We start from the raw sequence: 26850 nt of genomic DNA on the forward strand, positions 1-26850 counted from the left end.
ATTCAAAAATGTGGGAGGGGGCTTGCTCCCGATGAGGCCAGAACAGACACCACAGCATTCAGAACAGGTGCTTTATGACAGCAGCCAATGTTTACCAACAACGCCCAACCACTGGGGCCAAGGCCGAGTCGTCGCTGCACCATGCCGACCTCGCCAGCCTGGTCGGCAAGGGCCGCAAGAACGCCGGCGTGACCGTGCGTGAAAAGAAACTCCTGGGTCACCTGACTATCCGGGGCGACGGCCATGACGCAGCCTTCGCTGCCGGCGTGCACAAGGCCCTGGGCATCGAATTGCCCGGCGCCTTGCAAGTGATCGTCAAGGGTGAAACCAGCCTGCAGTGGCTCGGCCCGGATGAGTGGTTGCTGATCGTGCCAAGCGGTGAAGAATTCGCGGCCGAGCAAAACCTGCGTGCCGCGTTGGGTGAGTTGCACATCCAGGTCGTCAACGTCAGCGGCGGCCAGCAGATCCTCGAACTCAGCGGCCCGAATGTGCGCGATGTGCTGATGAAGTCCACCAGCTACGACGTGCACCCGAACAACTTCCCGGTGGGCAAGGCGGTGGGCACGGTGTTCGCCAAGTCGCAGCTGGTGATCCGTCACACGGCTGAAGACACTTGGGAACTGCTGATTCGCCGCAGCTTCTCGGATTACTGGTGGTTGTGGTTACAGGATGCATCCGCCGAATTCGGCCTGAGCGTCCAAGCCTGAGGAATACCCCATGAGCCGCGCACCCGATACATGGATTTTGACCGCCGACTGCCCCAGCGTGCTCGGCACGGTGGACGCGGTCACCCGCTATCTGTTCGAGCAGGGTTGTTACGTGACCGAGCACCACTCGTTCGATGACCGGCTCTCGGGCCGGTTCTTCATCCGCGTGGAGTTTCGCCAGCCCGACGGCTTCGACGAGCAGGCTTTCCGCGATGGCCTGGCCACCCGTGGTGAAGCGTTCGGCATGATCTTCGAACTGACGGCGCCGAACTATCGGCCAAAAGTGGTGATCATGGTCTCCAAGGCCGATCACTGCCTGAACGATCTGCTGTATCGCCAGCGCATCGGCCAACTGTCGATGGACGTGGTCGCGGTGGTGTCCAACCACCCCGATTTGAAGCCGTTGGCCGACTGGCACCAGATTCCCTACTACCATTTCCCCCTCGACCCCAATGACAAGCCGTCCCAGGAGCGTCAGGTGTGGCAGGTGGTGGAAGACACCGGCGCCGAATTGGTGATCCTTGCGCGCTACATGCAAGTGCTGTCGCCGGAGCTGTGCCGCAAGTTGGATGGCAAGGCCATCAACATTCACCACTCGTTGTTGCCGGGGTTCAAGGGCGCCAAGCCGTATCACCAGGCGTACAACAAGGGCGTGAAGTTGGTGGGGGCCACGGCGCATTACATCAACAACGATCTGGACGAAGGCCCGATCATTGCCCAGGGCGTGGAGGTGGTGGATCACAGCCACTATCCCGAGGATTTGATTGCCAAGGGGCGAGATATTGAAGGGCTGACATTGGCCCGGGCGGTGGGGTATCACATTGAGCGGCGGGTGTTTTTGAACGCCAATCGCACGGTCGTTCTTTAGATCGCTATCGCAGGCAAGCCAGCTCCCACATTTTTGAATGTGTTCACAGATCAAAATGTGGGAGCCGGGCTTGCCCGCGATGAGGCCCTTACAAACAACGCAAAAACAGCATCTGTACCCGAGCACTTAAACGCGCTGCCCACCCAACGGGCAACGCAGTTCCATAAAAACAACAGCGAGGTGAAAGCATGTCTGGTAATCGTGGTGTCGTGTATCTCGGCAACGGCAAGGTCGAAGTACAGAAAATCGACTATCCCAAAATGCAGGACCCCCGTGGCAGGAAGATTGAGCACGGCGTCATCCTGCGCGTGGTCTCCACCAACATCTGCGGCTCCGACCAACACATGGTGCGCGGCCGCACCACTGCCCAGACCGGCCTGGTGCTCGGTCATGAAATTACCGGTGAAGTGATCGAGAAGGGCAGCGACGTCGAGAACCTGAAGATCGGCGACCTGGTTTCCGTGCCGTTCAACGTGGCCTGCGGCCGCTGCCGTTCCTGCAAAGAGCAACACACCGGCGTATGCCTGACCGTCAACCCGGCCCGTGCCGGTGGTGCCTATGGTTATGTCGACATGGGCGATTGGACCGGCGGCCAGGCTGAATACGTGCTGGTGCCGTATGCCGACTTCAACCTGCTGAAACTGCCGGACCGCGACAAGGCCATGGAAAAAATCCGCGACCTTACCTGCTTGTCCGACATCCTCCCGACGGGCTACCACGGCGCCGTCACTGCGGGCGTTGGCCCAGGCAGCACCGTCTACATCGCGGGCGCCGGCCCGGTCGGTCTGGCCGCTGCCGCCTCTGCACGCCTGTTGGGCGCCGCAGTGGTGATCATCGGCGACGTCAACCCGATCCGCCTGGCCCACGCCAAGGCTCAGGGTTTTGAAGTGGCCGACCTGTCCACCGACACCCCGCTGCACGAACAGATCGCTGCGTTGCTGGGCGAGCCGGAAGTGGATTGTGCCGTCGACGCTGTAGGTTTCGAAGCCCGTGGCCACGGCCATGAAGGCGTGAAAGCCGAAGCGCCGGCCACCGTGCTCAACTCACTGATGGGCGTGGTGCGCGTGGCGGGCAAGATCGGTATCCCTGGCCTGTACGTCACCGAAGATCCAGGTGCAGTGGATGCCGCCGCCAAAATGGGCAGCCTGAGCATTCGCTTTGGTCTGGGCTGGGCCAAATCCCACAGCTTCCACACCGGCCAGACCCCGGTGATGAAGTACAACCGCGCGCTCATGCAGGCGATTATGTGGGACCGTATCAACATTGCCGAGATCGTAGGCGTACAGGTGATCAGCCTGGATGACGCACCGCGTGGTTACGGCGAGTTCGATGCGGGCGTGCCGAAGAAGTTTGTGATTGATCCGCACAAGCTGTTCAGTGCTGCGTAAGTTCAAGGCTGAATAAATGGCGACCCCGGAGGTCGCCATTTTTTATGGGTTACTTGATGGTGGTGAGTCGCAGATAGGGATCGGCCACTTCACCGTTCTTGATCAGGCGCTTGCCGCCGTAGTCGCAATGGATTTTGTCGTTGCGTTCATTGATGGCCTCTGCCTTGAGTTCGTACTCCGGGGCCAGATAGTCATCCTTGGTGGCTGCCGTTTGCCCTGTCCATGCCTTGCCGTTGGCCGTAGCCGTGTATTGATAGCCCTCGCCATAGGGCGCGGGAACGTCAGGGTCTGTGTAGGGTGTGGATTGGATGTCGCGGGGGGTGGGGCATTGGTCGATGCCGGTGGCCTGGGGCCGTGAAGCCTGGGCCTGGCTGCGAGATGGCAAATGGATGATTGCGCTGAAGGCAACATAGAAATTGGGAATCAATCCGATCATGATCGTTACAGCTCCTTGTTTGATTGGGCGATCTTCCCTATGTGTATTACCGAGAAGACTGCCCTATGTGGCTGTTACGGTGTTTCAGTTCCGAAAAATCCTATACCGCATTTTGGGCTCATCACGTTTATCAGCTTCAGCGTGTTGCCAGAGCACCCTGATAGACAGTCCGGCCCATCGGCTGCTTACCAACGACCCGGCTCGCGTCCGGAACAATGCGTCGGATACCCAGTCAAACGCCTGCTTTCAGCTCTTACATCCAGAGGTTGTTTCGATGAAGATTTCACGCGGTTTCGCCCTTTCCTGCCTGATGACCCTGGCAGCCGCCCCGGTGTTTGCCGCGGGCTTCAGCCTTGGCGATGCAGCCAATGCGATTTCCGGCATGCAGGGCGGCAACAACAAGGCAGCCGCTGCGGCACCGTCGTCCGAGACGGCCGGCCTGTTGAGCGCACTCACCTCGCAACTGAACATCACCCCCGAACAAGCGGTCGGCGGTACGGGCGCCATGCTGGGCCTGGCCAAGAACAAACTGAGCGGCAACGATTATTCGCAACTGGGCAACAGCGTGCCGGGCCTCGACCAGTTGTCGGGCAACAACGCCTTGGGCAGCCTCGGCGCCTTGAGCGGGATGCTCGGCCAGACCGGCGGCAGCAAGACCAGCGGCCTGGACGGTCTGCTGGGTAACGTGAAGAACACCAACGACCTGAATACAGCCTTCAGCGCCTTGGGCATGGACAGCGGCATGGTTGGCCAGTTTGCCCCGGTGATCCTGCAATACCTGGGCGGCCAGGGCGCCAGCAGCTCGGTGCTGGGCAAGTTGGCCCAGGCCTGGGGCACCGGCAGCTAAAGCGTCTCCGCGCGCAGTTGCTCGATGCGCGCGTCCTTCTCCGTCCAAAGCTGGTTGACCCAGTTCTGGACGGTCTGGCGAAACGCCGGATCATTCTCGTAATCCCCTTGCCACAACGCCGGATCCAGTTCGCGGGTGCGGATATCAATGATCACCTTTGGCACCGCGCCGCTGATCAAATCCCAGAACCCCGGAATCTTTTGCTGTGGATAGACCACGGTCACGTCGAGCACGGCATCCAGCTGTTCACCCATCGCTGCCAGCACGAACGCCACACCGCCCGCCTTGGGCTTGAGCAAGCGAGTGAAGGGCGAATCCTGCTGCTTGCGCTTGGTTTCGTTGAAGCGCGTGCCTTCCAGGTAATTGACCACCGTCACCGGCTGGCGCTTGAACAGCTCGCAGGCTTCCTTGGTGATTTTTAAATCCTGCCCCGCGAGTTCCGGGTGCTTGGCCAGGAAGGCCTTGGTGTAGCGCTTCATGAACGGGTAATCCAGCGCCCACCAAGCCAGGCCGAGGAAGGGCACCCAGATCAGCTCTTTTTTCAGGAAGAATTTGAAGAACGGCGTGCGCCGGTTGAGGGCCTGGATCAGCGCCGGGATATCTACCCAGGATTGATGATTGCTGATCACCAGGTAGGACGTGTCACCGCGCAAATCGTCGCCGCCGCGAATGTCCCATTGGGTCGGAATGCACAGCGCGAAGATCAACTTGTCGATCTCGGCCCAGGTCTCGGCGATCCACATTACCGCCCACGACATGTAGTCACGATAGCGGCCGGGAGCCACCAGCTTGAGCAGGGCAAACACCATCAACGGCCCGATCAGGATCAGGGTGTTGAGCAGCAGTAGCAATGAGACAAAACAGCCGGTGAGCAGGCGGCGCATAAGTAACTCTTGAAATCCTGTGGGCGGGCCATGATAAGCAGCTTGAGTCTAGAGGCCAAATCCCAATTCGCCGGACGAATGTTTCACAATGTGCCGGTTATGCTGGGTGAGCTAACTAAGTGCTGCCTTTGCGGTCTAGAATCCGCCTACTTCTTTCCGAGGAAATCACTTCGTGAAACTGCTCCTTGCCTCTCTCGCCCTGGTTGCCCTGCCGGTCATGGCCGCCGAACCGACCCTCTACGGTCGCTACGAATACATCCAATTGCCGGAGATCGGCGAAACCTTCAAGGCCAAGATGGACACTGGCGCGCTGACCGCCTCGCTGTCGGCCCGTGACATCCAGACCTTCACCCGTGACGGCGACGATTGGGTGCGCTTCCGCCTCGGCGGCAAGGATGCCTCCAACAAAGTCTACGAACACAAAGTCTCGCGCATCAGCAAGATCAAGAGCCGCGCCGATGAAGACGACGACAAGGACGAAGCCACCGTGGCCAAGCGCCCGGTGATCGACCTGGAAATGTGCCTGGGCGACGTCAAGCGCACCGTTGAGGTCAACCTCACCGACCGCAGCAGCTTCAACTACCCGCTGTTGATCGGCGCCAAGGCCCTGCGTGAATTTGGCGCGGCGGTGAACCCGGCCCGTCGTTACACTGCCGACAAACCGGACTGCTGACGGACCACCATGGCGCATATCCTGATTGTCGAAGACGAGGCGGCAATTGCCGACACGCTGATTTTCGCCCTGCAAGGCGAGGGCTTCACCACCACTTGGCTGACCCTCGGCCAGGCGGCGCTGGAGCATCAGCGCCAGACGCCTGCCGACCTGATCATCCTCGACATCGGGCTGCCGGATATCACGGGTTTTGAAACCTGCAAGCAACTGCGCCGGTTCAGTGAAGTGCCGGTGATGTTCCTCAGCGCACGAGATGGCGAGATCGACCGCGTGGTGGGCCTGGAGATCGGCGCCGACGATTATGTGGTCAAGCCCTTCAGCCCACGGGAAGTGACGGCGCGGGTCCGGGCGATCCTGAAACGGATTGGCCCAGGTGCTGCGCCCGCGGTGTTCCAGGTTGATCTGGAGCGTATGCAGATCAGCTATCGCGGCCAACCGTTGAGCCTCACACGACACGAGTTCCGCCTGCTGCAAAGCCTGCTGGAACAACCCGAGCGCGTGTTCAGCCGCGAGCAACTGTTGGACGCGGTGGGCGTGGCGGCGGATGCCGGCTACGAGCGCAATATCGACAGCCATATCAAAAGCCTGCGCAGCAAGTTGCGCAGCGTGGCCGCCGATGCCGAGCCGATCCAGACCCATCGCGGCCTCGGCTACAGTTACAGCCCGAGCAACAGCTGATGCGCCTGGGGCTGCGGATTTTCCTGGTGTATGCGCTGTTTATCGGCTTCACCGGCTACTTCGTGCTCAGCACGGTGATGAAGGAAATCCGCCCCGGCGTGCGCCAGTCCACCGAAGAAACCCTGGTGGACACCGCCAACCTGCTGGCCGAGATCGTGCGTAATGACGTGAAGAACGGCACCCTCGGCCAAAGCCACTGGCCGGAGCTGCTCAAGGCATATGGCAACCGCCAGCCGGGGGCGACCATCTGGGGTTTGCCGAAGAACCAGGTCAATCATCGCATCTACGTGACCGATGCCAAGGGCACCGTGTTGCTCGACTCCACGGGCGAAGCGGTGGGGCAAGACTATTCGAAGTGGAATGACGTGTACCTGACCTTGCGTGGCGAGTACGGCGCGCGCTCCACCCGCAGCGAACTGGATGACCCTGCCTCGTCGGTTATGCATGTGGGCGCACCGATCCGCGACAACGGCCAGATCATCGGCGTGGTCACTGTGGCCAAACCCAACAGTTCATTGCAGCCTTATGTCGATCGCACCGAACGCCGCCTGCTGTGGTACGGCGCGGGCCTGGTGATTCTGGGCCTGCTGTTGGGCGCGCTGCTGTCATGGTGGCTGAGCGTCGCGTTGCGCCGTCTGACTGCCTACGCTGAAGCCGTCAGCGAGGGGCGGCGTGCCGAGCTGCCCCATTACCGTGGTGGTGAACTCAAGCAGCTGTCCACCGCTGTGGAGCACATGCGCACGCAGTTGGAAGGTAAGGCTTACGTCGAGCATTACGTACACACCCTGACCCACGAATTGAAAAGCCCCTTGGCCGCGATTCGCGGCGCGGCAGAGTTGTTGCAGGGCGATATGACCCGCGATCAACAGCAGCGTTTCGTCGGCAATATCGACAGCGAAAGCGCGCGTCTTCAGCAGTTGATCGAGCGCCTGCTGAACCTGGCACAGGTCGAGCAGCGCCAGGGCCTGGAAGAGCAGGCGAGTATCCCGTTGGCGACGATGGTTGATGAGGTACTCAAGGCCCAATGCGCACGGATTGAAGGCGCCGGGTTGCAGGTCGAGCAGACTATTGCGGCGGATGTGAGGGTGTACGGCGAACCGTTCTTGTTGCGTCAGGCCCTGGGCAATTTGCTGGACAATGCCCTGGACTTCACGCCGCCCGGCGGCTTGTTGAAGTTCAGCGCACAGACGCGACACGACAATGTGCACGTCAGCCTGTTCAACCAGGCCGCACCGATTCCCGACTACGCCCTGCCACGCCTGAGCGAGCGTTTCTACTCGCTGCCGCGCCCGGCCAGCGGTCGCAAAAGCACGGGCCTGGGCCTCAACTTTGTCGAGGAAGTGATGAAGCTGCACGGCGGCGCGTTGCAGATCGGCAATGTCGACGGCGGCGTGCAGGTGGTGCTGCATCTCCACACAGTCTCCACATTGCCCACATAAATCCCCCACACGGTCTGCCCAGACTCTCCCCATCAAAACAGGGAGAGACCCATGAACCGCAGCCTGCTTTTCAAACTTGGCGCGATTGCGCTGCTGATCCTGCTGTTGCTGATTCCGTTGCTGATGATCAACGGCATTATCAGCGACCGCCAGCAACTGCGCGATGGCGTATTGATGGACATCGCCCGCAGCTCCAGCTACGCCCAGCGCCTCACCGGCCCGGTGATGGTAGTGCCGTATCGCAAGACCGTCCGCGAGTGGAAGCTCAATGAAAAGCTCAACAAACGCTACGAAGTCACCCGTGAAGAGCGCGGTCGTCTGTATTTCCTGCCGGACCGATTTGAGCTCGACGGCAAGGTGCAGACCGAACTGCGCGCACGGGGTATCTACCAGGCGCGGCTGTTCCATGCCGACAACCGCATCAGCGGGCGTTTCGAATTGCCTGCGCAGTTGGGTATCACCGAAGACTTCGCCGATTACCGCTTTGAGCCGGCGTTTCTGGCGGTGGGCATCAGCGATATTCGCGGCATCGAAAACGCGCTGAAACTGGAGCTGGGCAGCCAGCAGTTGGAGTTCGAACCGGGCTCCCAGGTGGACTGGCTGGGCGAAGGCGTGCACGTGACACTGCCGGAGCACGACAGCAAAAAGCCCAACGTCGTGAACTTTGCTTTCGACCTGCGCCTGCAAGGCACCGAGCAACTGCAAGTGGTGCCGGTGGGCAAGACCAGCCAGGTGTCACTCGCTTCTAACTGGCCACATCCCAGCTTCATCGGCAATTTCCTGCCGGCACAACGCGAGATTACCGACAAGGGCTTCAGCGCCAACTGGCAGACCTCGTTCTTCTCCACCAACCTTGAGCAAGCGCTGCAAACCTGCCTGGACAAGCAGGGCTGTGAAGACTTCAACAACCGCAGCTTCGGCGTGAACTTCATCGATCCGGTGGACCAGTACCTCAAGAGCGACCGTGCGATCAAATACGCGCTGCTGTTCATCGCCCTGACCTTCGCCGGCTTCTTCCTGTTCGAAGTACTCAAGAGCCTGGCAGTGCATCCGGTGCAGTACGCGTTGGTGGGGTTTGCGCTGGCGTTTTTCTACCTGCTGTTGCTGTCGTTGTCCGAGCACATTGGGTTCGCGCTGGCTTATCTCATCTCTGCCAGCGCCTGCGTGTTGTTGATTGGCTTCTATGTGTGCCATGTGCTGCGCAGCGTCGCTCACGGCCTGGGGTTTTCGGCGGGGTTGGCGGCGTTGTATGGCTTGTTGTACGGGCTGTTGAGTGCCGAGGATTACGCGTTGCTGATGGGCTCGTTGCTGCTGTTCGGCCTGCTGGGCACGGTGATGGTGCTGACGCGTAAGTTGGATTGGTATGGCGTGGGCAAGCGTAAAGCGGCACAGCCTTTGGAATTTGATTTGGAGGCGGTGCAATGATCGGGTTGCGGGAGGATCAGCAAATGAAGGCGCGGATTATCGACTACCTCAACAACGCCACCGTCCACTGTGGGAGCGGGCTTGCCCGCGAAGGCGGTGGGTCAGTTGATGAATCCGTGACTGATGGACCGCATTCGCGGGCAAGCCCGCTCCCACACTGGACTGCGGTGGGTTTTAGGTCGGGGGTTGGGTCTCTTGCATCGAAGCCCGCTGGCTGACCTCGGCATACCAGGCGGCAAGCTTCGGGTTATCCAGGCGCCATTGCATGTCCGGATGACGGAAGTCGAGGTAACCCAAGGCACAAGCCACGCTGATCGCGGCGATGTCGAAGTGGCTGGTCAGTTCGGCAATCGCATCCGCTTCCAACTCAGAGAGGCTGCGGCGGATTTTGTTGCGCTGCTCATCGAGCCACTGGTCCCAGTGCTTTTCCGCTGGGCGCAGGGCGGTTTCGTAACGCACCAACACGGCGGCATCCATGATGCCGTCGGCCATCGAGGCCAGGGTCAGGCGGCGCCAGCGGGCCGAGCCGTCGCGGGGAATCAGTGGGTTGCCGACGTGCTGGTGATCGAAGTAATCGAGGATCACCCGGCTGTCGTGCAATACCGTGCCATCGGCCAGGCGCAGGGCCGGGATCTTGCCCACGGGGTTGCCTTGCAGCACCTGCGCATCCGGGTTGACCGGGGTCGGCATGCAGCCGCGCAGCGCAACGCGGTCCTGTTGGCCGGTTTCAGCCAGCAACACGCGAACCTTACGCACGAAGGGTGATGCGGGGTTGTGGAACAAGGTCATGCTGGGTGTGGACATGGGCATTCCTCGGTAAGGGCAGTGGGGCCTGTGTTCAATTGCTTTCTTGCGCAATGGCTTTCAAATAGTTGTAAACCGTCGCTCGGGAGATCTCGAAGTACTCGCCGAAATAATCGACGAAGTTGCGTATGTCCAGCAGCCCATTGGCTTGCGCTTGTGCGAGGACGAGCATGATTTCGGTACGCCCGAAGTCACTTCGCCGCACGCAGTGTTCGACGGATATCTTTTCGACGATGTCGTTGAGTGTTTCCCGCCAGTCAGCGCTGAACAAAGGGGCGGGGCGTGCTTGGGGTTGCAGGCCCACGGCAAAACCACTCAACAGCTTCTGCACCTGCGATAACGCCGTGACATCGAAGTTCAGACACAGGAGCGCAACGATATCGCCGCTCTCCGAGCGGGCAACGATAGAAATCGAGCGTAGCGTGCGATTGTTGGGGCCTGCCTTCTCATACGGTCCTAGCACATCCAGCCCAGGGGCCAGGTCCGGAAGATCACAAATCAGCGATGCATCACCGACTTTGCGCTTGGAGAACCCGTTGGCAATGTGCACGATCAAACCGCTGCGGACATCGTGAACCACCGCTTCCAGGTCGGGGAAAAGCAAAGCAGCGATGCCGTCTGCCGCTGCATTCATGAAGGCGATACTGGCCATGGCGATCCAAGCACAGGTAGGTGGAGGGAGTGATTGTACGGAGTCGTCCATACCTTTGACAGGTGCGTTGGCGCGGCTCTCAGTGGTGGATCTGCGCCAGGAATGCTTGAGCCCTGTCGCTCTTGGGGGCGTTAAAAAACTCCTCAGGGGGCAGGTCTTCGACAATGCGTCCTGCGTCGAGGAATAGCACCCGCTCGGCCACTTGGCGGGCAAAGCCCATTTCGTGGGTGACGCACAGCATCGTCATGCCGGTGCCGGCCAATGTGACGATGACCTCCAGCACTTCGTTGACCATTTCCGGGTCGAGTGCCGAGGTGGGTTCGTCGAACAGCATGATTTTCGGCTCCATGCACAATGCCCGGGCAATCGCCACCCGCTGTTGCTGGCCGCCTGACAGTTGGCTGGGATACTTGTCCGCCTGGTTGGCAATACCGACCTTGCCAAGGTAATGCCGGGCGAGTTCTTCGGCGGCCCTGCGTGCCAGGCCGCGCACCGACATGGGGGCCAATGTGCAGTTCTGCAGGACGGTCATGTGGGGAAACAGGTTGAAGTTCTGGAAGACCATCCCTATCTCTTGCAGCGTTTTATGCCTGGCTGGCGTAGGTTTGCCGAGGTCGGTTCCCAAGGCTCGAATAACACCACTTTGGGCAACTTCAAGGCGACTGATGCAGCGAATCAAGGTCGATTTTCCCGAGCCGGAAGGCCCGCACAGGACAATGCGCTCACCCTGGCGGACGGTCAGATCAATGGCGTGCAAGACCTGGAAGTTGCCATACCACTTGTTCAACCCGCTTATGTGCACCGCGGGTTCTGGCGGTGCCTTGGTTGAAGGGTGAAGACCGTCTGGCGCGATGGTGTACGAATTCATGGCTTGCCCTCTGGACCGTAAGGGTGGGGATGTTGAAATCGGATTACCCGATGTGCTTGCTCAGTGACCGCTCAAGGTGCTTGAGCGCTCGTCTGACCAGTTCGACGATTGCCAGGTACAGCGCTGCTGCCCACAGGTAGACCTGGAAATCAAAGCTGCGTGAGAACACCAATTTGGTCACGCCCATCAGGTCATAAAGCGTGACCAGTGAGGCAATGGCGCTGGCCTTGATCATCAGGATCAATTCGTTACCCAGCGGCCCTATGGCCACCAGCAGCGACTGCGGCAGGATGACTTTTCTCAAGGTGGTCCAGCGCGACAGGCCCAGGGTTTGCGCGGCTTCGCGCTGGCCCGGTGCGACAGCGGTCAGGGCACCGCGCATGATCTCGGCTTGATAGGCGGCGGTGTTCAGGGTGAAGGCCAGCAGGGTGCACAGCCAGGCATCCCGGAAGAACCACCAGAGGCCGACGTCTTGCCAGAAGTGTTTGAATGACCCCAGGCCGTAATACAGCAGGAATAATTGGGCGAGCAGCGGAGAGCCGCGAAAGACATACACGTAGACGCCAGTGAAACCGCGCAGCCAGCGATGGCTCGACAAACGGCCCAGCGCAATCAGCAGGCCCAGCAGTGCACCGAGACTGAAAGAAATCGCCACGAGTTTAGCGGTGACCAGCAGGCCGTCGATAAAACGGGGGGCGTAACGCTCAAGCAGTTCCAGGTTGAGAAGCCTGCTCAGCCAATGCTCGAAGGTCATGACAGAGTACTCCGCTGATGGCGGCTGAAATGTCGCTCCAGAACCTGGAACACGCGGCCGGACAGCGCCGAAAAAAGCAAATATGCCAAGCAGGCCACTGTGTAGAACAGCATGGGCTCTTTGGTCACGCTGACCGCCAGGCTGGTCTGGCGCATCAGGTCGACCAGGGAGATGGTCGACACCAGCGAGGTGTCCTTGAGCAGGGACAGCCAGTTATTCGACAGACCTGGCAAGGCAGTGCGCGTCAGTTGTGGCAGGACCACGGTGCGAAAGGTCGTGGCTGTGGACAGGCCCAACACCGCTGCAGCCTCGAATTGACCCCTGTCCACGGTCTTGAAAGCGCTCAACCAGATCTCGCTGGAAAACGCGGCAAACACCAGGCTGAATGCAATCATGGCCGCGACAAAGGTGTTTATCATCACCTCGCCTTGATAGCCCACGGCGGCGAGCACGTGTTGTGCAGCTATTTGGCAGCCGTAATAAATGAGCAGCAGTGTCAATAGCTCGGGCAACCCACGGAACACCGTGGAAAATACCGTGGCTAGCGCACGCAGCCAGCGTCGTTTGGAGCGTGCCGCCAAGGCCACTCCGAGGCCCAAGGGTAAGCCGAGCGGCACGCAGGCGAGGGCCAGCGCGAGGGTGACCAAGGCACCGACGAGCAGCGCCCAGCCCCAGCCGCCGCTGGCGAACGATAACAGTGACAATTGTTCGAGCATGCGAGCCCCCGCAGATCAATAGATATCGAAGGCGAAGTAACGGCTGGAAATCTTTTTATAGGTGCCATCGGTGACGATTTCGTCCAGCGCATTGTTCAGTCGCTCACGCAGTGCCACATCGCCCTGGCGTACCACAATTGCAGCGTCGGTATTGGTACCGTCGACGTCCCCGAGGAATCTGCAGCACGCTTTGCCCGCGCCTTCTATCCAGGCCAGCAGGGGGTATTTGTCGGCGATGACGGCGTCCAGGCGCCCGGCTGCAAGGTCGCTGGCGGCTTCGTCCTGGGAGGGGTAGAGCTTCACGGTGGCACCGGCCGCGGCATAGTGTTCTTCGGCGTAGATAGCTTGTGTCGAATACGACTGGGTTCCCACCGTCAGGCCTTTGAAATTGGACTGGGCGTTGCTGATGTCCGAGTCTTTGGGCACGGCGATCGACAGCGGTGTGCGGTAGTAACGATCGGTGAAGGCGACCGTCTTTTTGCGCTCCTCGGTGACATTCATCGAGGCAACGATCGCATCGTATTTTTTCGCCAGCAGGCCGGGAATCATGCCCTCCCAGTCCTGGGTGACAAAGGTGCACTGCACCTTCATTCGCTCACACAACGCGTTGGCAATGTCGATATCGAAGCCATGCAGTGTGTTGGTTGAGTCCACGTAGTTGAACGGTGGGTAAGCCCCTTCACTGGCAATGCGCAGTGTTTCTGCCTGTGCAACACCCGCGGCGGTGCAGAGCAGCCAGGCGGTGGCTGCGGTCATCGTGCTCATCAGCTTTTTCATGTGAATACCTACCTTATTGTTATTGTTGGTTCAGGTGTCATATGGGTGAGGATCAGGGAGACGGCGTGGCCTGGATCAGACCAAGCGCGAGGCTGGCGATCGCAATGTCCTGGGCGGCAAGGCCGGTCAAGTCAGCGACGGTCACGTCGTCAGCGCTTGTGCGCCCCGGGAGGTTGCCGGCCAGCACGTGCCCCAGCGAGATGTCGGTGGTGTGGGTGATCAACCCGGCGCGAAGGGCGTGGGCGAGTTCTCCGCGTTCGGCACATTGCTGGTGGTCGTCGGTCATGACGACCCGGGCCAACGCGAGTATTTGAGGGTCAAGCTCCTGTTTTCCCTGGCTGTCTGCGCCCATGGCGACGATATGGGTTCCGGGTTTTACAGCGGACACCGGAACGATTGCCTGAGTCGACGGTGTGCAGGTAATCACGACATTACAGTGTTCGAATACGTCCTCCACCGTTGCGGCCGTTTGGGCGGTCAAGCCCTGATGCACCAGCTTCTCAACCAGGCGGGTGGCTTTGTTCGGGTCCCGCCCCCAGATGAATACACGCGGCGTCCCGAGGAGCTGTGCAGCCCATTGGGCCTGTTGTTCGGCCTGATGCCCGGTACCGAGAATACCCAGCGCGGTGACCTGTGAGGGTGCGCCAGCCTTTGCAGCCAAGGCCCCGGCTGCGGCTGTCCGCCAACTGGTCAACCAGCCCTCGTCATTGAGGATGGCGACGAGCTTGCCGGTGTGTGAGCTGAAGACCAGCATCAGCCCGTTATTGGTGTGCAGCCCTTTGGACGGGTTCTCATAAAAACCCATGGCCAGTTTGACTACGAAGGTCTCACCGCCTCGCAAATAGCCGAGCCTGACATGGCAATCCCCGGGAGGCGCTTGAAACAGCAGTTCGCCGGGCGTGGCACTGACGATGTTGTTTTGGGAATGTTGAATACAGGCGTCGCGTGTCACGCGCAGCATGTCACTGCGCTTTAGCACTGCGCGCAGATCGCGAAGGCTATAGATGGGAAACGTCATTGGGTGTTGCCCCGCAGGCTGACGACACTGGATGTGTGGACTGGGGCAGAGATTAATCGAATTTAAACAAAGTATATAAATTGTTATTAATGTCTAATTATTGCAATGGAGTTATCTCTTGCGCCCGCCTCAGCGGTGCAGCAGTCCCCATAGCGCAATGACTGCCGGCACCCCCAACCCGACCCAACTGAGCGAATCCCACAGCCCATCCCCCAGCAACGCCGCAAACAACCCGGCCGCGCTGAGCAAGCCGATCCCCAGCGGAATCCCAAACACTTTCCAGAAGTTCGACTGACGCGGCTTCATGCCTTGCCCGCCTTGCGCCGCACGATCCACAAGTAAATCCCACTGACCAGCACGATGATGGTCAGCACATCCAGCGCCGCCCAGAGGATTTTCATCGGCATGCCGCCGTAGTCACCGAAATGCAGCGGCTGGGACATGCCCATGGCGTCCATGTACCAGGGCCGTTCGGCGATGGCGGTGACGGCCAGGGTGCTGGCGTCGATCAGCACGGGTGTGAGCAGGTGCGAGGTGAGATGGGTGCTGCCCTTCATGAACACGGCGTAATGGTGCTCACTGGAAAAGCGTGTGCCGGGGAAGGCGATGAAGTCCGGCTCCATGCCCGGCGCGGCCTTGGCGGCGATCGTTAGCAGCTCGGTAGCCGGTGCGCGCTGGATCAGCGGAGGGGCGTTTTTGTAGGGTTCGATCATGGCGCTGAGGCTGTCCTGGCGCCAGGCGGCGATGATCAGGTCGGCGCAGGCGCTGATCACGCCGGTCACGCCCACCACCAAGGCCCAGGTCAGGGTGACCACGCCGATCAGGTTATGCAGGTCGAGCCAGCGCAGGCGCGTGGATTTGTCCTGGCGCACGGTGGCGAACTTCAAGCGACGCATGAACGGCAGGTACAGCACCGTGCCCGAGATGATCGCCAGCACAAACAGAATGCCCATGAACGCCAGCAGCAACTTGCCCGGCAGGCCGGCGAACATGTCCACATGCAGGCGCAGCAGGAACAGGGTCAACCCGCCGTTGGCCGCCGGAGTTTCCACCGCTTCACCGGTGCGCGCGTCGAGCATGAAGGTGTGGGACGCGTTGGGCTCGGTGCCGGCGGTGGCGGCCATGATCGCGATCACGCCGTTCTTGTCATCTTCGTCCCAGGCCAGGTACTGCATGGCTTCGCCGGGGCGATGGGCCTGCGCCTTGGCCACCAGTTGCTCCAGGTTGAGCTGCAGTGTGTCGGCAGGCATTTGCGCCAATTCAGGCTCGTTGCCCAGCAGGTGGTCGATCTCATGGTGAAACACCAACGGCAAGCCAGTGAGGGCGAGCAGCAGCAGGAATACCGTGCAGATCAGGCTGGTCCAGGTGTGGATGAAGGACCAGCGGCGGATGGTTTTGCTTTTCATTTTCCAGCCTTCAGACATGCCAAGGCCGCCCACAGGGGCGGCCCGGTTGTTAACTCAGCCGATTACCACTGGTAGGTGGCGCTGGCGACGACGCTGCGTTGGTCGCCGAAGTAGCAGTAGTTGCCATCACAGGTCGACAGGTAGTCCTTGTTGAACAAGTTGGTGGCATTCAACTTGACCGAAGCACCTTTGAGGCTGTTATCCAGGCGGCCCAGGTCATAATGCACCGAGCCGTCGAACACGGTGTAGGCGTTGGCCTTGCCCAGCCAAGTGTTGGCCTGGTCGCCGTAGGTGTTGCCGGTGTAGCGCGCGCCAAAGCCGATGCCGAAGCCGTCGAGCGGGCCGGTGTGCCAAGTGTAGTCAGTCCACAGCGAGGCTTGCTGGTTAGGCATCAACGTCAGGCGGTTGCCTTTGTAGATGCCTTTTTGCACCTCGGATTTGGCCAAGGTGTAGGCGGCGATCACCTTGAGGTTCTCGGTCACGTCAGACACGGCTTCCAGCTCCAGGCCCTTGACCTTCACTTCGCCGGTCTGGCTGTTGATTTGCTGGCCTCCTGCGCCGAGCGTCGTGACCTGCACGTTTTTCTGCGTCAGGTCGTACACCGCTGCGCTCAGCAAGGTATTGGAGCCGGGCGGCTGATACTTGACGCCCATTTCCCACTGTTTGCCTTCCGTCGGTTTGAAGGTTTTGGTGGCATTGGTATCGGCGTTGCTCGCCGGCTGGAAGGACTCGGCGTAGGACAAGTACGGTACGAAGCCCGAATCGAACACATAGCTCAGTGCCGCGTTGCCGCTGAAATGCTTGATGCGGTCAGTGTTGGTCGCGTCGTTATCGTTGAAGTACGTGGTGCCCTGATGTACCCAGTCTTCACGCCCGCCCAGGGTCAGGCGCCATTTGTCCAAGGCCATCTGGTCCTGCACGTAGAGGCCGGTCTGCACGGTTTTCTGGTTGTAGTCGTAGAAAGGTCGCACGCCGGTTGGGCGCAGCGTCGGCGTGGTGTTGACCGGGTTGAAGATGTTGATGTTTGACGCGGTCCCGTAAATCGCACGGTAGGACGTGTCGGTGCGTTGGTGATCCAGGCCTAGCAACAGGGTGTGGATAACGTCGCCTGTGGCGAAATCCGCCTGGAAATTGTTATCCACCGCGAACTGGCCAATGTTTTCGTTTACGTTGGTGGTCGAGCGGCTGATATCGCCCGCCGCATTTGCCGGGGAAAATGCATAAGAGCCCACGGTCAACTGCCGGAAGTCCAGTTCCGACTTGGTGTAGCGCAGGTTCTGCTTGAACTGCCAGGTGTCGTTGAAACGGTGTTCGAACGCATAGCCCAGCGCGTAGTAGGTGCGATCGTAGAACTCGTAGTCCGGATCGCCCAGGTTCTTGTGGTGGGAAATGTCACCCAGCGGCGATTTAATCTTGGTGCCTTGGATCGGCATGAACTGGCTGGTAGTACCCGTATCGTCCCGCGTGAACTGCGACAGGAAGGTCAGCTTGGTGTCCGGATCAATGTTCCACGTCAGGCTCGGCGCAAGGTTGTAGCGCTTGTTGTCGATGTGATCGACCTGGGTGCCGGCATCGCGCACCACGCCGCTGAGGCCGTAGAGGAACTGGCCGTCATCGTCGATCTTGCCGGTGCTGGCGAAGTTGATCTGGCGGTAGTTGTCGCTGCCATACTGCACCTGAATGGCGTTGCTCGACTCTTCGTTGGGACGACGGCTGACCATATCCAACAGGCCGCCCGGCGGGGTTTGACCATAGACCGAGGAGGCCGGGCCGCGCAGCAGGGCGAGGCGGTCGAGGTTCCAGGTCTCGGCCTTCGGGTTGGCGTACACGCCACGCGGCAGCGGCAGGCCATCGAGGAACTGGGTGGGTTCGAAGCCACGTACACGCATCCAGTCGTAGCGGGTGTCGCTGCCGTAGCTGGCGGACACAATGCCCGGCATGTATTTCACGGCGTCATCCAGGTTCTGCACGTTGCGGTCTTGCATCTGCTCGCGAGTGGCGACAGAGATCGAACGCGGGGCCTCGACCAGCGCGGTGTCGGTCTTGGTGCCCGCGGCGGTGCGTTTGGCCAGGTAACCGTCGACCGGGCCCCAGGCGCTTTCATAGCTGTCCTGCCCGGTGATATTGGTGGTCGGCAACGCTACGACCCCCTCCGGAATCGCTACCAGGGTATAAGTCCCCGCCGTGCTCTGCTCAAGCTGCAACCCCGTCCCACGCAACGCCTCACGCAGCGCACCCGGCGCATCGAACTGGCCCTGGACCGGCGCCGAGGTCTTGCCCGACGCCAATGCCGGGCTGAGGGTCAGCGCCAGGCCGCCCTGGCTGGCGATCTGGTTCAGGGTAGTCGCCAGTGGTGCCGCCGGCAGGTTGTAGGTGCGCACGCTGGATGCCTGCTCCGCGGCGATCAGCGTAGTGCTGGCCAGCGGGGCACTGAGGGCAATGGCCACGGCTAACAGGCTGGGGCGCAACAAGGTGTCTAGCGTGCGGGACATGGGGCGGCTCCTGAATGGAAATATTTCTCAATTGCCTGGGTGCCGAACGAGAATCGAAAAGTGATAGGGCCAAATGAAAATAAATCTGTGAGTGGTCACAACTCTTCGCACTGCATGGCCCTGAAGGTTCAGGTGTGTTGTGAGGTTTAGCCCTGCGCCCATTGCAGTTTAGCGGCCAAGGCGTCCGGGTAAGTTTCTGCACTGGCGATTGCCGCACGCGTCGCATCACCCTGGCCGAAGGCCTCGATCAACAGCGTGACGTGGGTGGCCAGGAAGTCGCTGCGTTGATTGAGGTGTTCCTCCAGTGCCCGGTAGCGCTTGCCATCCATGAACCCTTCGCTGAGAAACCAGGCCGCGTGTTTGTTCAGGTAGTCGAGTACGTACAGGTCGTACAACGCGCTCACCAGATCTTTTGCAAGCCCAGGCTGCAGTGAGTTGCCGGCCTTTACCGCACTCTCGATGGCAAGGCGCTGGGCATGCGCCTCGCCAGCGCGTGCAACCACCATCAGTTTTGAGTTCCAGACCTGCATGTCGTCCTCTCCCTGAGCCCGGTGTGCGGCGACATGGTGGGCCACCTCCGTGAGCAAACGGTATTCCAGGGTGCGGACCATGCTCAGCCCGTAGTCAACGTCGTCCAGGTTAGCGTGCGGGTCCGGATGGGCGGGCTCGGTCAAGGGTTGGCCAATCAGGACCTTGGCGGCATCCAGCAGGATCATGCGGTTGTTGCCACCGGCGTCCTGGTAGATCTTGGCCATGCCTTCATAGTCGGCGAAACGATTGAGGTTGAGCGCCCCGGCCACGCCGCAGCGCAATCGGCATTCGGTGGCCACGGCCTCAGCGGCGGGCGCGCACAGGGCTTTGGTCAGCGCCAGGGTCTGGCTGATGGCGGCCCAGGGTGTCCATGTCACATCGCCCGTGCCGGTTGTTTGCAGGGAGGCCTGGCTGGCGGTGCCTTCGATCCATAGGCGGGCGGAGTCATTGGCAAAGCATTTCATGACGTACGCTGTCGCCAGGCAGCCGAATAACGCCCGGCGCTGGGTGCGAAAGTCCAGCAAGCCTGTGCCGTTGCCGATTCTCGCCTGGGTGGTGCGCCGGTTGGCGTGAGTCAGGGCCAGGGTTGCACAGGCCAGCATGACGGAGCTCAAGCCGGTGCCGACCATCGCCCACACGTTCTTGGGGGCGAACAGTGAGCGGATCAGACGGCGGTCAGTGCTGCCCAGTGGGTCTTGAAAGCGGTTGGACTGATCAATGTTCGCTCCGTCACACAGCCACGCGTCAAAAGAGACGCGGACCTGATTAAAACGCAACAAGCCGTAATCCAACGGTACGGCGCGAATTTCTGCTGGTGAAGACATTTCAATGCCAGGGCATGGACCCTGTGTGTCGCTTAATGGCAAGACAAAGGCGAAGACACCACAGCGTTGGTCCTGAACCTTCAACTCGGCAAACACCACGCCCAACTTGTTGAGATCATTGATACCGACATTGGCAAATTTCAGCGCAGCGTTGTTGGGTGTGTTCAACACAAACGTGCGCGTGTCGGTGTCGAATACCGCCTCCAGGCAGGGGCCCATGTGTGAGTTGCTACGGCCGATTTCAGTCAGCGCGTAGACCCCCAGGCATTGGCCCTTCTCCAGTTCGCATCGCCATTTGGCGGCGTACGGGTGGTCCTGTTCGAACGCCAGGAGTGTACCGATGCACAAACCCTGCTGAATCACGCACCCCATGAACAGCGACGGATCATTGACCGCCGCGTGGGTGGCCACGGCCATCAACCACTCCGGTTGTTTGAATCCGTGGATACCGTCGGGCAGTTGTTTGAGCAGATGCTGCAAGCGCCGATAGGTCTGACGGTGGCCGTCGTGGAAGGTCAGGTTGGTTTGCGGATGCAACTCAGGGTCGTTGAACGTGTGAGCCATGTGCGCATGGGCCTGGGCGGTGACGGGCCCGTTGACCAGCTGGCGCAGAGTGTCCAGGGTATGTGAGTCGGCCAGTAGTTGGCGAAGTTCACTAGGTGGTGCGGCGAGGGGCGTGTAGGTCTTGGCATCGCGCAGGCTTTTGAGGATGCACATCGACATGCCTCGGTTTACACCCATGTCGATAAACACGCAGCATTTGTCGAGTGGCAACGCGCCCAGTGTCTCGGGCAGGTTGGTGGGGTCGGTCACGCCCAAGGTGAACAGCTCGTGCAGGTCATCCCCGTGCTGGTAACAGCCCCCCAAAACGGTCGAATAGACGGGGGTCCTGAACGGCTGTTGCTCCAGGGGTTGCAGCAATGCGTTCATGAGTTCTGCGACATGCCGATGCGCCGAGTAATGGGATGCGTAGGCGATCGACACCCAGCGCAACGGCGGGGTGCTGTCGCCGTAACGCTCAAGCAGAGCGTGCAATGCGTCCATTTCTCCGCTGATGATGCATTGCTCAGGGGCATTGACCGACCCCAACTCCAGCTTCAGTTCAGGCCACCTGTCGAGCAGCGCTTGCGTCATCTCCGGCGACAAGTTGACCAGCAACATGCCGCCGCGGCCTTCTTCACTACGGTAGGCCGCATTGAGGGCGCAGACCGCACGCACGCCCTGCTCAATGCTCAGTACACCGGCGCACACTCGCGCAGCAATCTCACCAAAACTCTGTGCGACAATCAGTGCCGGCCGCACGCCTGCGTCGTGGAGCAGTTGGTTGAGCACCACGGCCGCACCATACAGGGCCAGTTGCGTGACTCCGGAAGGCAGCGGCAAAGCATGCTGATGGGTCAGTAACACTTGGGTGACCAGGCCGGGCTGCAGGCCGGGTTCGTGCTGCGCCGCTTCATGTTCGATGAGCGCCAGTATGGCATCTATCGAGGTACGCAATTCCTCGGCGTGTTGGTGCAGGTCAGCCAAGGCACCGCAGGGGTCGTTGCCTTGGCCGGGGAAGCAGAAGGCAAAAGTGTGCCGGGTGATGTGCGGGAGCGTCGACATGGTTTCATCCTCATAGAACAACTAGGGATGTCTATTGAAGGACGTTACGGTACGGATGAAACCTGTGAGGGATTACAGTTTTTTAGACACGTTCGAAATGACGGTTTATTCATTTCCTACTAAGTGATTCGGTGTTTTTCGCCTTGGCGTTCACCGTGACCCACCAAGGCGTATGATGCTGGATCTGCACCGGCAATGTCGGCAGCAGTGCATTGAGCGCCAGCGTGGTGTCGCGCAACGGGAAGCTGCCGGTAATGCGCAGGTCAGCCACGTTTTTATCCACACCCAGGTAACCGGTGCGGTAACGGCTGAGTTCCGCAACCACATCGCCCAGGCGCGCGTTGTCGACCACCAGCATGCCGCGGGTCCAGGCGTCGGTGGCGGGGGTGACGGCAAGCGCAGGGCCGAGGCCATCGCTGCGCATCAGCACTTGCTGGCCTTCCTTGAAGATCTGTTCCTGCTGCAGCGCCTCGGGCTGGGCGGCCACGGCCGATTGCAGCACGCTCAAGCGCGTGGCGTCGTCTTCGCGCTTGACGATAAACCGCGTGCCCAGCGCCCGCAGGCTGCCGTCGCGGGTTTGCACATAGAACGGGCGCGCATCGTTGTGGCCGGTCTCGACCAGAATTTCGCCTTCCTGCAACACGATCAGCCGGCGTTTTTCATCAAAACGCACGTCGATGGCGCTGTGGGTATTGAGGTTGATCAGCGTGCCATCCGCCAGCTTCAGCGTGCGCTGCTCGCCGGTGGCGGTACGTTGGTCGGCCAGCCAATAGTGGATCGGCACATAGCGCTCACCGGCAAACAGCGCCAGGCCGATGACCAGCGCGATGCTCGCCAGACCACTGCCCAGCTTGCGCACACGTTGGCGAATGCCTTCACGCGATTGCAGCAACGCTGCCCGCGCCGGGCCCGAGGCCACGCTGAAACGCTGGTCGAGCATGCCCAACTGACGCCAGGCGCGGGCGTGTTCTTCGTCGCCGGCCAGCCATTTATTGAATTCTTCACGCTCAATTGCGCTGCCGTCGCCCGAATCGAGGGACAGCTGCCAGGCGATCGCCGCATCCAGCACGCGGGCCGAGACCGGTTTGGAACTGATCACCGTCACAGCGGCTCGCCATACAGCGCGATGTAGCACTGGCGAATGCCCTGGGCCAGGTACTGGCGCACGCGGGGCACCGACACGCCGAGGCGCTGGGCGATTTCGGCGTGGCCCATGCCGTCGAGGCGGTTATAGAGGAAGGCGGCGCGGGCCTTGGTCGACAGCTTGCCGAGCAGGCGGTCGATGGCCTTGAGGTCGTCGAGGATCAGTTGCTGTTCTTCCGGCGAAGGGTGTTCGCTTTCCGGGATCAGCATCAGTTCGGTGAGGTAGGCCTGTTCCAGGGCGGCGCGACGGAAATAGTCGAACAACAAGCCCTTGGCGATTGCCACCAGGAACGCCCGGGGTTCGCGGGGTTCACGCAACTCATCACGGCCGAGCAGGCGCATGAAGGTGTCCTGGCTCAGGTCTTCGGCGCGGCTCGGGCAGGCCACGTTGCGTCGAAGCCAGGCCAACAGCCAGCCACGATGGTCGCGATACAACGCGCCAACAAGCTCACTGTGTGGGTTCTGGATCGACGACAAGGCATCACCTAGTAAACGGGATGTTTAAACTAACGAGAATTATTCGCGATTGTGTCAGAGCCGTGGAGTGGGCGCAATTGGCGTCTGTCGGGAGATGACATTAAAACGATGGCGCGTGTTGACGCCGTTTCCATTGGCTCAAACGCTCTTGTAACGCCTGTGGCGTGTCGATGTGTTGCTGGCGCGCGCGGCTGAACAGGATCAGCATCAGCTCCGCCGTGGCCAGTGCATCGGCGCTGGCGTGATGGCGCTCGCCCACATGCAGATGGAAGTGGTTGATCCAATCGTCCAACCCGGCTTCGCGGATATGCGCATCCGGGCACAGCAGCGGGGCGATGTCTGCAACATCGAGAAACGGATGGGCCAGGCGGTACCCCAGGCTGTCCTTGAGCGCCCGGCACAGCATGTGTTGATCGAATGGCGCATGGAAGGCGAGCAATGGGCTGTCTCCCACAAAGTCCATGAAGTCCAGTAACGCGTCGACCGGATCGCTGCCGGCGGCAATCGCACTGGGGCCGAGGCCGTGGATCAACACACTGGGGCTGAGTTTGGTTTCAGCCCGTTGCAAGGTGCGTTCAAACAGTTGCGAGAAATCCACCGCGCCATCCTCGATCACCACCGCGCCGATGGACAGCACCTGGTCACGGTTGAGGTTGAGGCCGCTGGTTTCCAGGTCCACCACCACCCAGCGTTGGCTGCGCAGGGTGTCTTCGCCCAGCGGCCTGGGTTTGCGCAGTTGCGCCAGGCGCTGTTGTTGCGCGCTGTCGAGCCCCGGCTTTTTCTTGCGCAGCCAGTTGAACAAGCTCACAGCTGGTACCGCAATGTCAGGCTGCTTTGCAGGCGTTGGGCCTGGCGCAGGGATTCACGCAGGATGCGCCGGTCCAGGTGGTTGAGGCTGTCAGGATCGACACGGTTGGAGTACGGCTGGTTCTCGCGGGTTTGCAGTTGGTGCTGTTGCATACGGGTCTGCTGGATAAAGTGGTAGGCCTCTTCATACGCAGCGCCGTCCAGCGGCTCAATCACTTCCTTGACCACCAACTGGCGCAGGCGCTCCAAGGTGTTGTTGGCGTGAATACCATTGGCCAGGGCCAACAGGCGCGCGCCGTCGACAAAGGGGGTCAGGCCCTGCACCTTGAGGTCGAGCGTAGCTTTTTCGCCCCCTTTACGCGTGAGTACAAATTCGCGGAAGCGTCCTACGGGTGGCCGCTGGCGCAACGCGTTTTCGGCCAGCATGCGCTGGAACAAGCGGTTGTCCGCCACCTGGTCGAGAATGCCTTGGCGCAATTGCTCGCAGCCACGCTCATCGCCCCACACCACACGCAGATCGAAATAGATGCTGGAGCCCAGCAGATTCTCTGGCGTCGCCTCGCGGATAAACGCCGCAAACCGCCGCGCCCATTCCGCCCGCGATAGGCACAACTCTGGGTTGCCGGCCATGATGTTGCCTTTGCACAGGCTGAACCCGCACAAGGCCAGGCTCTGGTTGATCTGCTGGGCCAGCGGCAACAACCGGCCTCGGATCGCCGCCGCTTCGGCCGCGTCCTTGGCGTCAAACAGGATGCCGTTGTCCTGGTCGGTGTACAGCGTCTGCTCGCGGCGGCCTTCGCTGCCAAAGCACAACCAACTGAACGGCACGCCGGGGTCGCCTTTTTCGGCCAGGGTCAGTTCGATCACCCGGCACACGGTGTGATCGTTGAGCAGCGTAATGATGTGGGTGATCTGGGTGGACGAGGCACCGTGGGCCAGCATGCGTTCGACTAACTGGCCGATCTCGCCGCGTATCGCCACCAGGTTGTCCACCCTCGGCGCATTGCGGATGGTGCGCGCCAGGTGCACCAGGTCCACCCGTTGCAGGGAAAACAGATCGCGCTCGGACACCACGCCGCACAGGCGCTGATCCTTGACCAGGCAGACGTGGGCGATATGCCGCTCGGTCATGGCGATTGCCGCGTCGAAAGCGCTGTGGTCCGGCGTCAGGAAGAAGGGCGCCTGGGTCATATGCCCTTCGATGCCCTGACTGAAATCGCTGGTGCCATCGGCCACCACTTGGCGCAGGTCGCGCAGGGTGAAAATCCCAAGGGGCGCCTTGTGTTCATCCACGATCACGATGCTGCCAACCTGCTGCTCATGCATCAACGTGACGGCTTCGCGCAGCGGCGTGGCGGGGCTGCACGTGACAGGATGGCGCATGGCCAACTCGCCGAGCCGCGTGTTCAGGGAGTATTGAGTGCCGAGGGTTTCCACCGCTTTTTGCTGCACCTGCTGATTCACCTGGTCCAACAGGCTGCTGACGCCTCGCAGGGCAAAATCGCGAAACGGGCTGGAGAGTGCGAACAGCTTGATGAACGCCGGTTTGTTCAGTTGCAGGCAGAAGGTGTCTTCGGCGGCCTTGTGCTCGGTGCGGGTCGCCCGTTCGCCCAGCAACGCGGCCAGGGGAAAGCACTCGCCGGTGGTGATTTCGAAGGTGGTTTCGGCGCTGTCCGGCCGCTCACCGACGACCCGGCCCTGCTTGACGATATAAAAGTGCTCGACCGGCCCGCCCGAGGGTTTGAGGATGCTGTCGCCGGGGCCATAGAAGCGTAACTGGCACTGCTCCACCAAAAACGCCAAGTGGGCGTTTTCCATCTGGTTGAACGGCGGGAAGCGTTGCAGGAACTGCAGGGTGCCGTGGATATTTTGCAACACAGCAGTTTTCCCCGCCTGGGCGAAGGCATCAGCTTTACTCATAACAATGACCGCAGATTTTTTGTCGTTATCGTCCCCCATGGTCGACTCCTGCGCAGCGGGTGCCCATTGGACGTAAGTCTAGGTCGATACAAAGGGTACAAACCTAGGGAAAAACCTTACATGAATATCGTCCAAAACCCGTAGAACGCCCACTAGGCAAACTTTCCGACGAAGTGCACATTGAACGCCCTTCCGCAGATGTCTGACGAGTGTGCTGGGAGATTGATTAGAACTGCTGAGAACCGTATGTCCGACCACGATATTTTGAGTGATGCCGAGCGCGAGGCGCTGAGCGCCGTGATGCTGGAGCCTGATTTACCGCCACAACGCGTGTTGATTGTTGACGACGACAAGGATGCGCGCGAACTGCTGGCGGAAATCCTGGGGCTGGACGGTATTCGCTGCCTGACCGCCGACAGTGGTGAGGCGGCGTGGGATTTGTTGAAGTCGAGCAGCTCCATCGGTTTGCTGATCACCGACCTGCGCATGGCGCCCAGCAACGGCCTGGAACTGATCCGACAAGTGCGTGAGTCCCCACGCGCGGCGCTGCCGATCATCATCATGTCGGGGGATGCCGAGGCGCCGGACGTGATTGATGCCATGCATTTGAGTGTGGTGGATTTTTTGCTGAAGCCAATTGATAGCGGGAAGTTGGCGAAGCTGGTGAAGCGGGAGTTGGGGATGGCGCAGTAAAACTCCGGTGCATAAAAA

General features: G+C 60.6%; 26 protein-coding genes. 9 read left to right on the forward strand and 17 right to left on the reverse strand.

The window, feature by feature from the left end:
* Positions 1-74 precede the first annotated feature (74 nt).
* The 3 genes from WH299_RS07715 to fdhA all read left to right on the forward strand — a co-directional run bounded on the left by WH299_RS07715 (position 75) and on the right by fdhA (position 2963).
* Entirely contained in the window at positions 75-707 is a 633-nt protein-coding gene (locus tag WH299_RS07715; RefSeq protein ID WP_028618218.1) for a sarcosine oxidase subunit gamma, read from the forward strand.
* A 10-nt stretch (positions 708-717) separates the two neighbouring features.
* Entirely contained in the window at positions 718-1575 is an 858-nt protein-coding gene (purU, locus tag WH299_RS07720) for a formyltetrahydrofolate deformylase (RefSeq protein WP_005792124.1), read from the forward strand.
* Positions 1576-1763: 188 nt separating this feature from the next.
* Positions 1764-2963: a formaldehyde dehydrogenase, glutathione-independent gene (fdhA, locus tag WH299_RS07725; RefSeq protein ID WP_016977809.1), complete on the forward strand. Its 1200-nt coding sequence runs from the start codon at positions 1764-1766 to the stop codon at positions 2961-2963.
* Between the two features lie 49 nt (positions 2964-3012).
* Here the strand turns inward: fdhA and WH299_RS07730 are convergent, their stop codons facing one another.
* Positions 3013-3399 carry a hypothetical protein gene (locus WH299_RS07730; protein WP_339549968.1) on the reverse strand — a complete coding sequence of 129 codons (387 nt, stop codon included), beginning with the start codon at positions 3397-3399 and terminating at the stop codon, positions 3013-3015.
* Between the two features lie 274 nt (positions 3400-3673).
* On the opposite strand from WH299_RS07730, the gene WH299_RS07735 reads away from it, so the two are divergent.
* Positions 3674-4246 carry a DUF2780 domain-containing protein gene (locus WH299_RS07735; protein ID WP_339549970.1) on the forward strand — a complete coding sequence of 191 codons (573 nt, stop codon included), beginning with the start codon at positions 3674-3676 and terminating at the stop codon, positions 4244-4246.
* Here the strand turns inward: WH299_RS07735 and WH299_RS07740 are convergent.
* Positions 4243-5130, reverse strand: a complete 888-nt coding sequence (locus WH299_RS07740; protein ID WP_122729510.1) for an acyltransferase — start codon at positions 5128-5130, stop codon at positions 4243-4245. The two genes, WH299_RS07735 and WH299_RS07740, sit on opposite strands and share 4 nt — an antisense overlap.
* Before the next feature lie 172 nt (positions 5131-5302).
* Between WH299_RS07740 and rloA2 the strand changes: the two genes are divergently transcribed.
* The 4 genes from rloA2 to creD are packed head-to-tail and all read left to right on the forward strand — an operon-like array spanning position 5303 to position 9345.
* Positions 5303-5803: a retropepsin-like aspartic peptidase RloA2 gene (rloA2, locus tag WH299_RS07745; protein ID WP_068936265.1), complete on the forward strand. Its 501-nt coding sequence runs from the start codon at positions 5303-5305 to the stop codon at positions 5801-5803.
* A gap of 9 nt (positions 5804-5812) precedes the next feature.
* Entirely contained in the window at positions 5813-6481 is a 669-nt protein-coding gene (creB, locus tag WH299_RS07750) for a two-component system response regulator CreB (RefSeq protein WP_028618212.1), read from the forward strand.
* On the forward strand, positions 6481-7920 hold the full coding sequence (gene creC, locus WH299_RS07755; protein ID WP_339549971.1) for a two-component system sensor histidine kinase CreC: 1440 nt from the start codon (positions 6481-6483) through the stop codon (positions 7918-7920). The genes creB and creC overlap by 1 nt, the downstream gene beginning before the upstream one ends.
* A gap of 51 nt (positions 7921-7971) precedes the next feature.
* On the forward strand, positions 7972-9345 hold the full coding sequence (creD, locus tag WH299_RS07760) for a cell envelope integrity protein CreD (protein ID WP_339549973.1): 1374 nt from the start codon (positions 7972-7974) through the stop codon (positions 9343-9345).
* 174 nt (positions 9346-9519) lie between these two features.
* Here the strand turns inward: creD and WH299_RS07765 are convergent, their stop codons facing one another.
* The 15 genes from WH299_RS07765 to WH299_RS07835 form a co-directional block, all read right to left on the reverse strand.
* Complete coding sequence (locus WH299_RS07765) at positions 9520-10149, reverse strand: glutathione S-transferase family protein (RefSeq protein ID WP_339549974.1); 630 nt, start codon at positions 10147-10149, stop codon at positions 9520-9522.
* A 34-nt stretch (positions 10150-10183) separates the two neighbouring features.
* The gene (locus WH299_RS07770) at positions 10184-10801 is read right to left on the reverse strand and encodes a helix-turn-helix transcriptional regulator (protein WP_122729501.1); all 618 of its coding nucleotides are present in this window, start codon (positions 10799-10801) and stop codon (positions 10184-10186) included.
* A 79-nt stretch (positions 10802-10880) separates the two neighbouring features.
* Positions 10881-11669, reverse strand: a complete 789-nt coding sequence (locus WH299_RS07775; RefSeq protein WP_122729499.1) for an amino acid ABC transporter ATP-binding protein — start codon at positions 11667-11669, stop codon at positions 10881-10883.
* A 43-nt stretch (positions 11670-11712) separates the two neighbouring features.
* Positions 11713-12423, reverse strand: coding sequence for an ABC transporter permease (locus tag WH299_RS07780; RefSeq protein ID WP_123475028.1), 711 nt, complete (start codon positions 12421-12423; stop codon positions 11713-11715).
* Entirely contained in the window at positions 12420-13139 is a 720-nt protein-coding gene (locus tag WH299_RS07785; RefSeq protein WP_126569545.1) for an ABC transporter permease, read from the reverse strand. The genes WH299_RS07780 and WH299_RS07785 overlap by 4 nt, the downstream gene beginning before the upstream one ends.
* A 15-nt stretch (positions 13140-13154) precedes the next feature.
* The gene (locus WH299_RS07790; protein ID WP_178083518.1) at positions 13155-13916 is read right to left on the reverse strand and encodes a transporter substrate-binding domain-containing protein; all 762 of its coding nucleotides are present in this window, start codon (positions 13914-13916) and stop codon (positions 13155-13157) included.
* 52 nt (positions 13917-13968) lie between these two features.
* Positions 13969-14934, reverse strand: a complete 966-nt coding sequence (locus WH299_RS07795) for an ornithine cyclodeaminase (protein ID WP_339549976.1) — start codon at positions 14932-14934, stop codon at positions 13969-13971.
* Positions 14935-15063: 129 nt separating this feature from the next.
* Positions 15064-15240 carry a hypothetical protein gene (locus tag WH299_RS07800; protein ID WP_016977827.1) on the reverse strand — a complete coding sequence of 59 codons (177 nt, stop codon included), beginning with the start codon at positions 15238-15240 and terminating at the stop codon, positions 15064-15066.
* Positions 15237-16340 carry a PepSY-associated TM helix domain-containing protein gene (locus WH299_RS07805; RefSeq protein ID WP_339549978.1) on the reverse strand — a complete coding sequence of 368 codons (1104 nt, stop codon included), beginning with the start codon at positions 16338-16340 and terminating at the stop codon, positions 15237-15239. Before WH299_RS07805 ends, WH299_RS07800 begins: the two co-directional genes overlap by 4 nt.
* 62 nt (positions 16341-16402) lie before the next feature.
* The gene (locus WH299_RS07810; RefSeq protein ID WP_339549979.1) at positions 16403-18832 is read right to left on the reverse strand and encodes a TonB-dependent siderophore receptor; all 2430 of its coding nucleotides are present in this window, start codon (positions 18830-18832) and stop codon (positions 16403-16405) included.
* A gap of 146 nt (positions 18833-18978) precedes the next feature.
* Positions 18979-21792: an acyltransferase domain-containing protein gene (locus WH299_RS07815; RefSeq protein ID WP_339549981.1), complete on the reverse strand. Its 2814-nt coding sequence runs from the start codon at positions 21790-21792 to the stop codon at positions 18979-18981.
* A gap of 109 nt (positions 21793-21901) precedes the next feature.
* Positions 21902-22897, reverse strand: a complete 996-nt coding sequence (locus WH299_RS07820; protein ID WP_339549982.1) for a FecR family protein — start codon at positions 22895-22897, stop codon at positions 21902-21904.
* Positions 22894-23412 (reverse strand): RNA polymerase sigma factor, encoded by a 519-nt coding sequence (locus WH299_RS07825; RefSeq protein WP_122729484.1) that lies wholly within the window; start codon positions 23410-23412, stop codon positions 22894-22896. Before WH299_RS07825 ends, WH299_RS07820 begins: the two co-directional genes overlap by 4 nt.
* Positions 23413-23512: 100 nt before the next feature.
* Entirely contained in the window at positions 23513-24220 is a 708-nt protein-coding gene (locus tag WH299_RS07830; RefSeq protein WP_339549983.1) for a 3'-5' exonuclease, read from the reverse strand.
* On the reverse strand, positions 24217-26139 hold the full coding sequence (locus WH299_RS07835) for a putative nucleotidyltransferase substrate binding domain-containing protein (protein WP_323988044.1): 1923 nt from the start codon (positions 26137-26139) through the stop codon (positions 24217-24219). The genes WH299_RS07830 and WH299_RS07835 overlap by 4 nt, the downstream gene beginning before the upstream one ends.
* Positions 26140-26385: 246 nt before the next feature.
* Here WH299_RS07835 and WH299_RS07840 point away from each other — a divergent pair, with 246 nt between their 5' ends.
* Entirely contained in the window at positions 26386-26832 is a 447-nt protein-coding gene (locus tag WH299_RS07840) for a response regulator (RefSeq protein ID WP_339549985.1), read from the forward strand.
* The last annotated feature ends 18 nt before the right edge of the window (positions 26833-26850 follow it).

Source organism: Pseudomonas sp. MYb541 (assembly GCF_037479595.1).
GTDB lineage: Bacteria > Pseudomonadota > Gammaproteobacteria > Pseudomonadales > Pseudomonadaceae > Aquipseudomonas > Aquipseudomonas canadensis.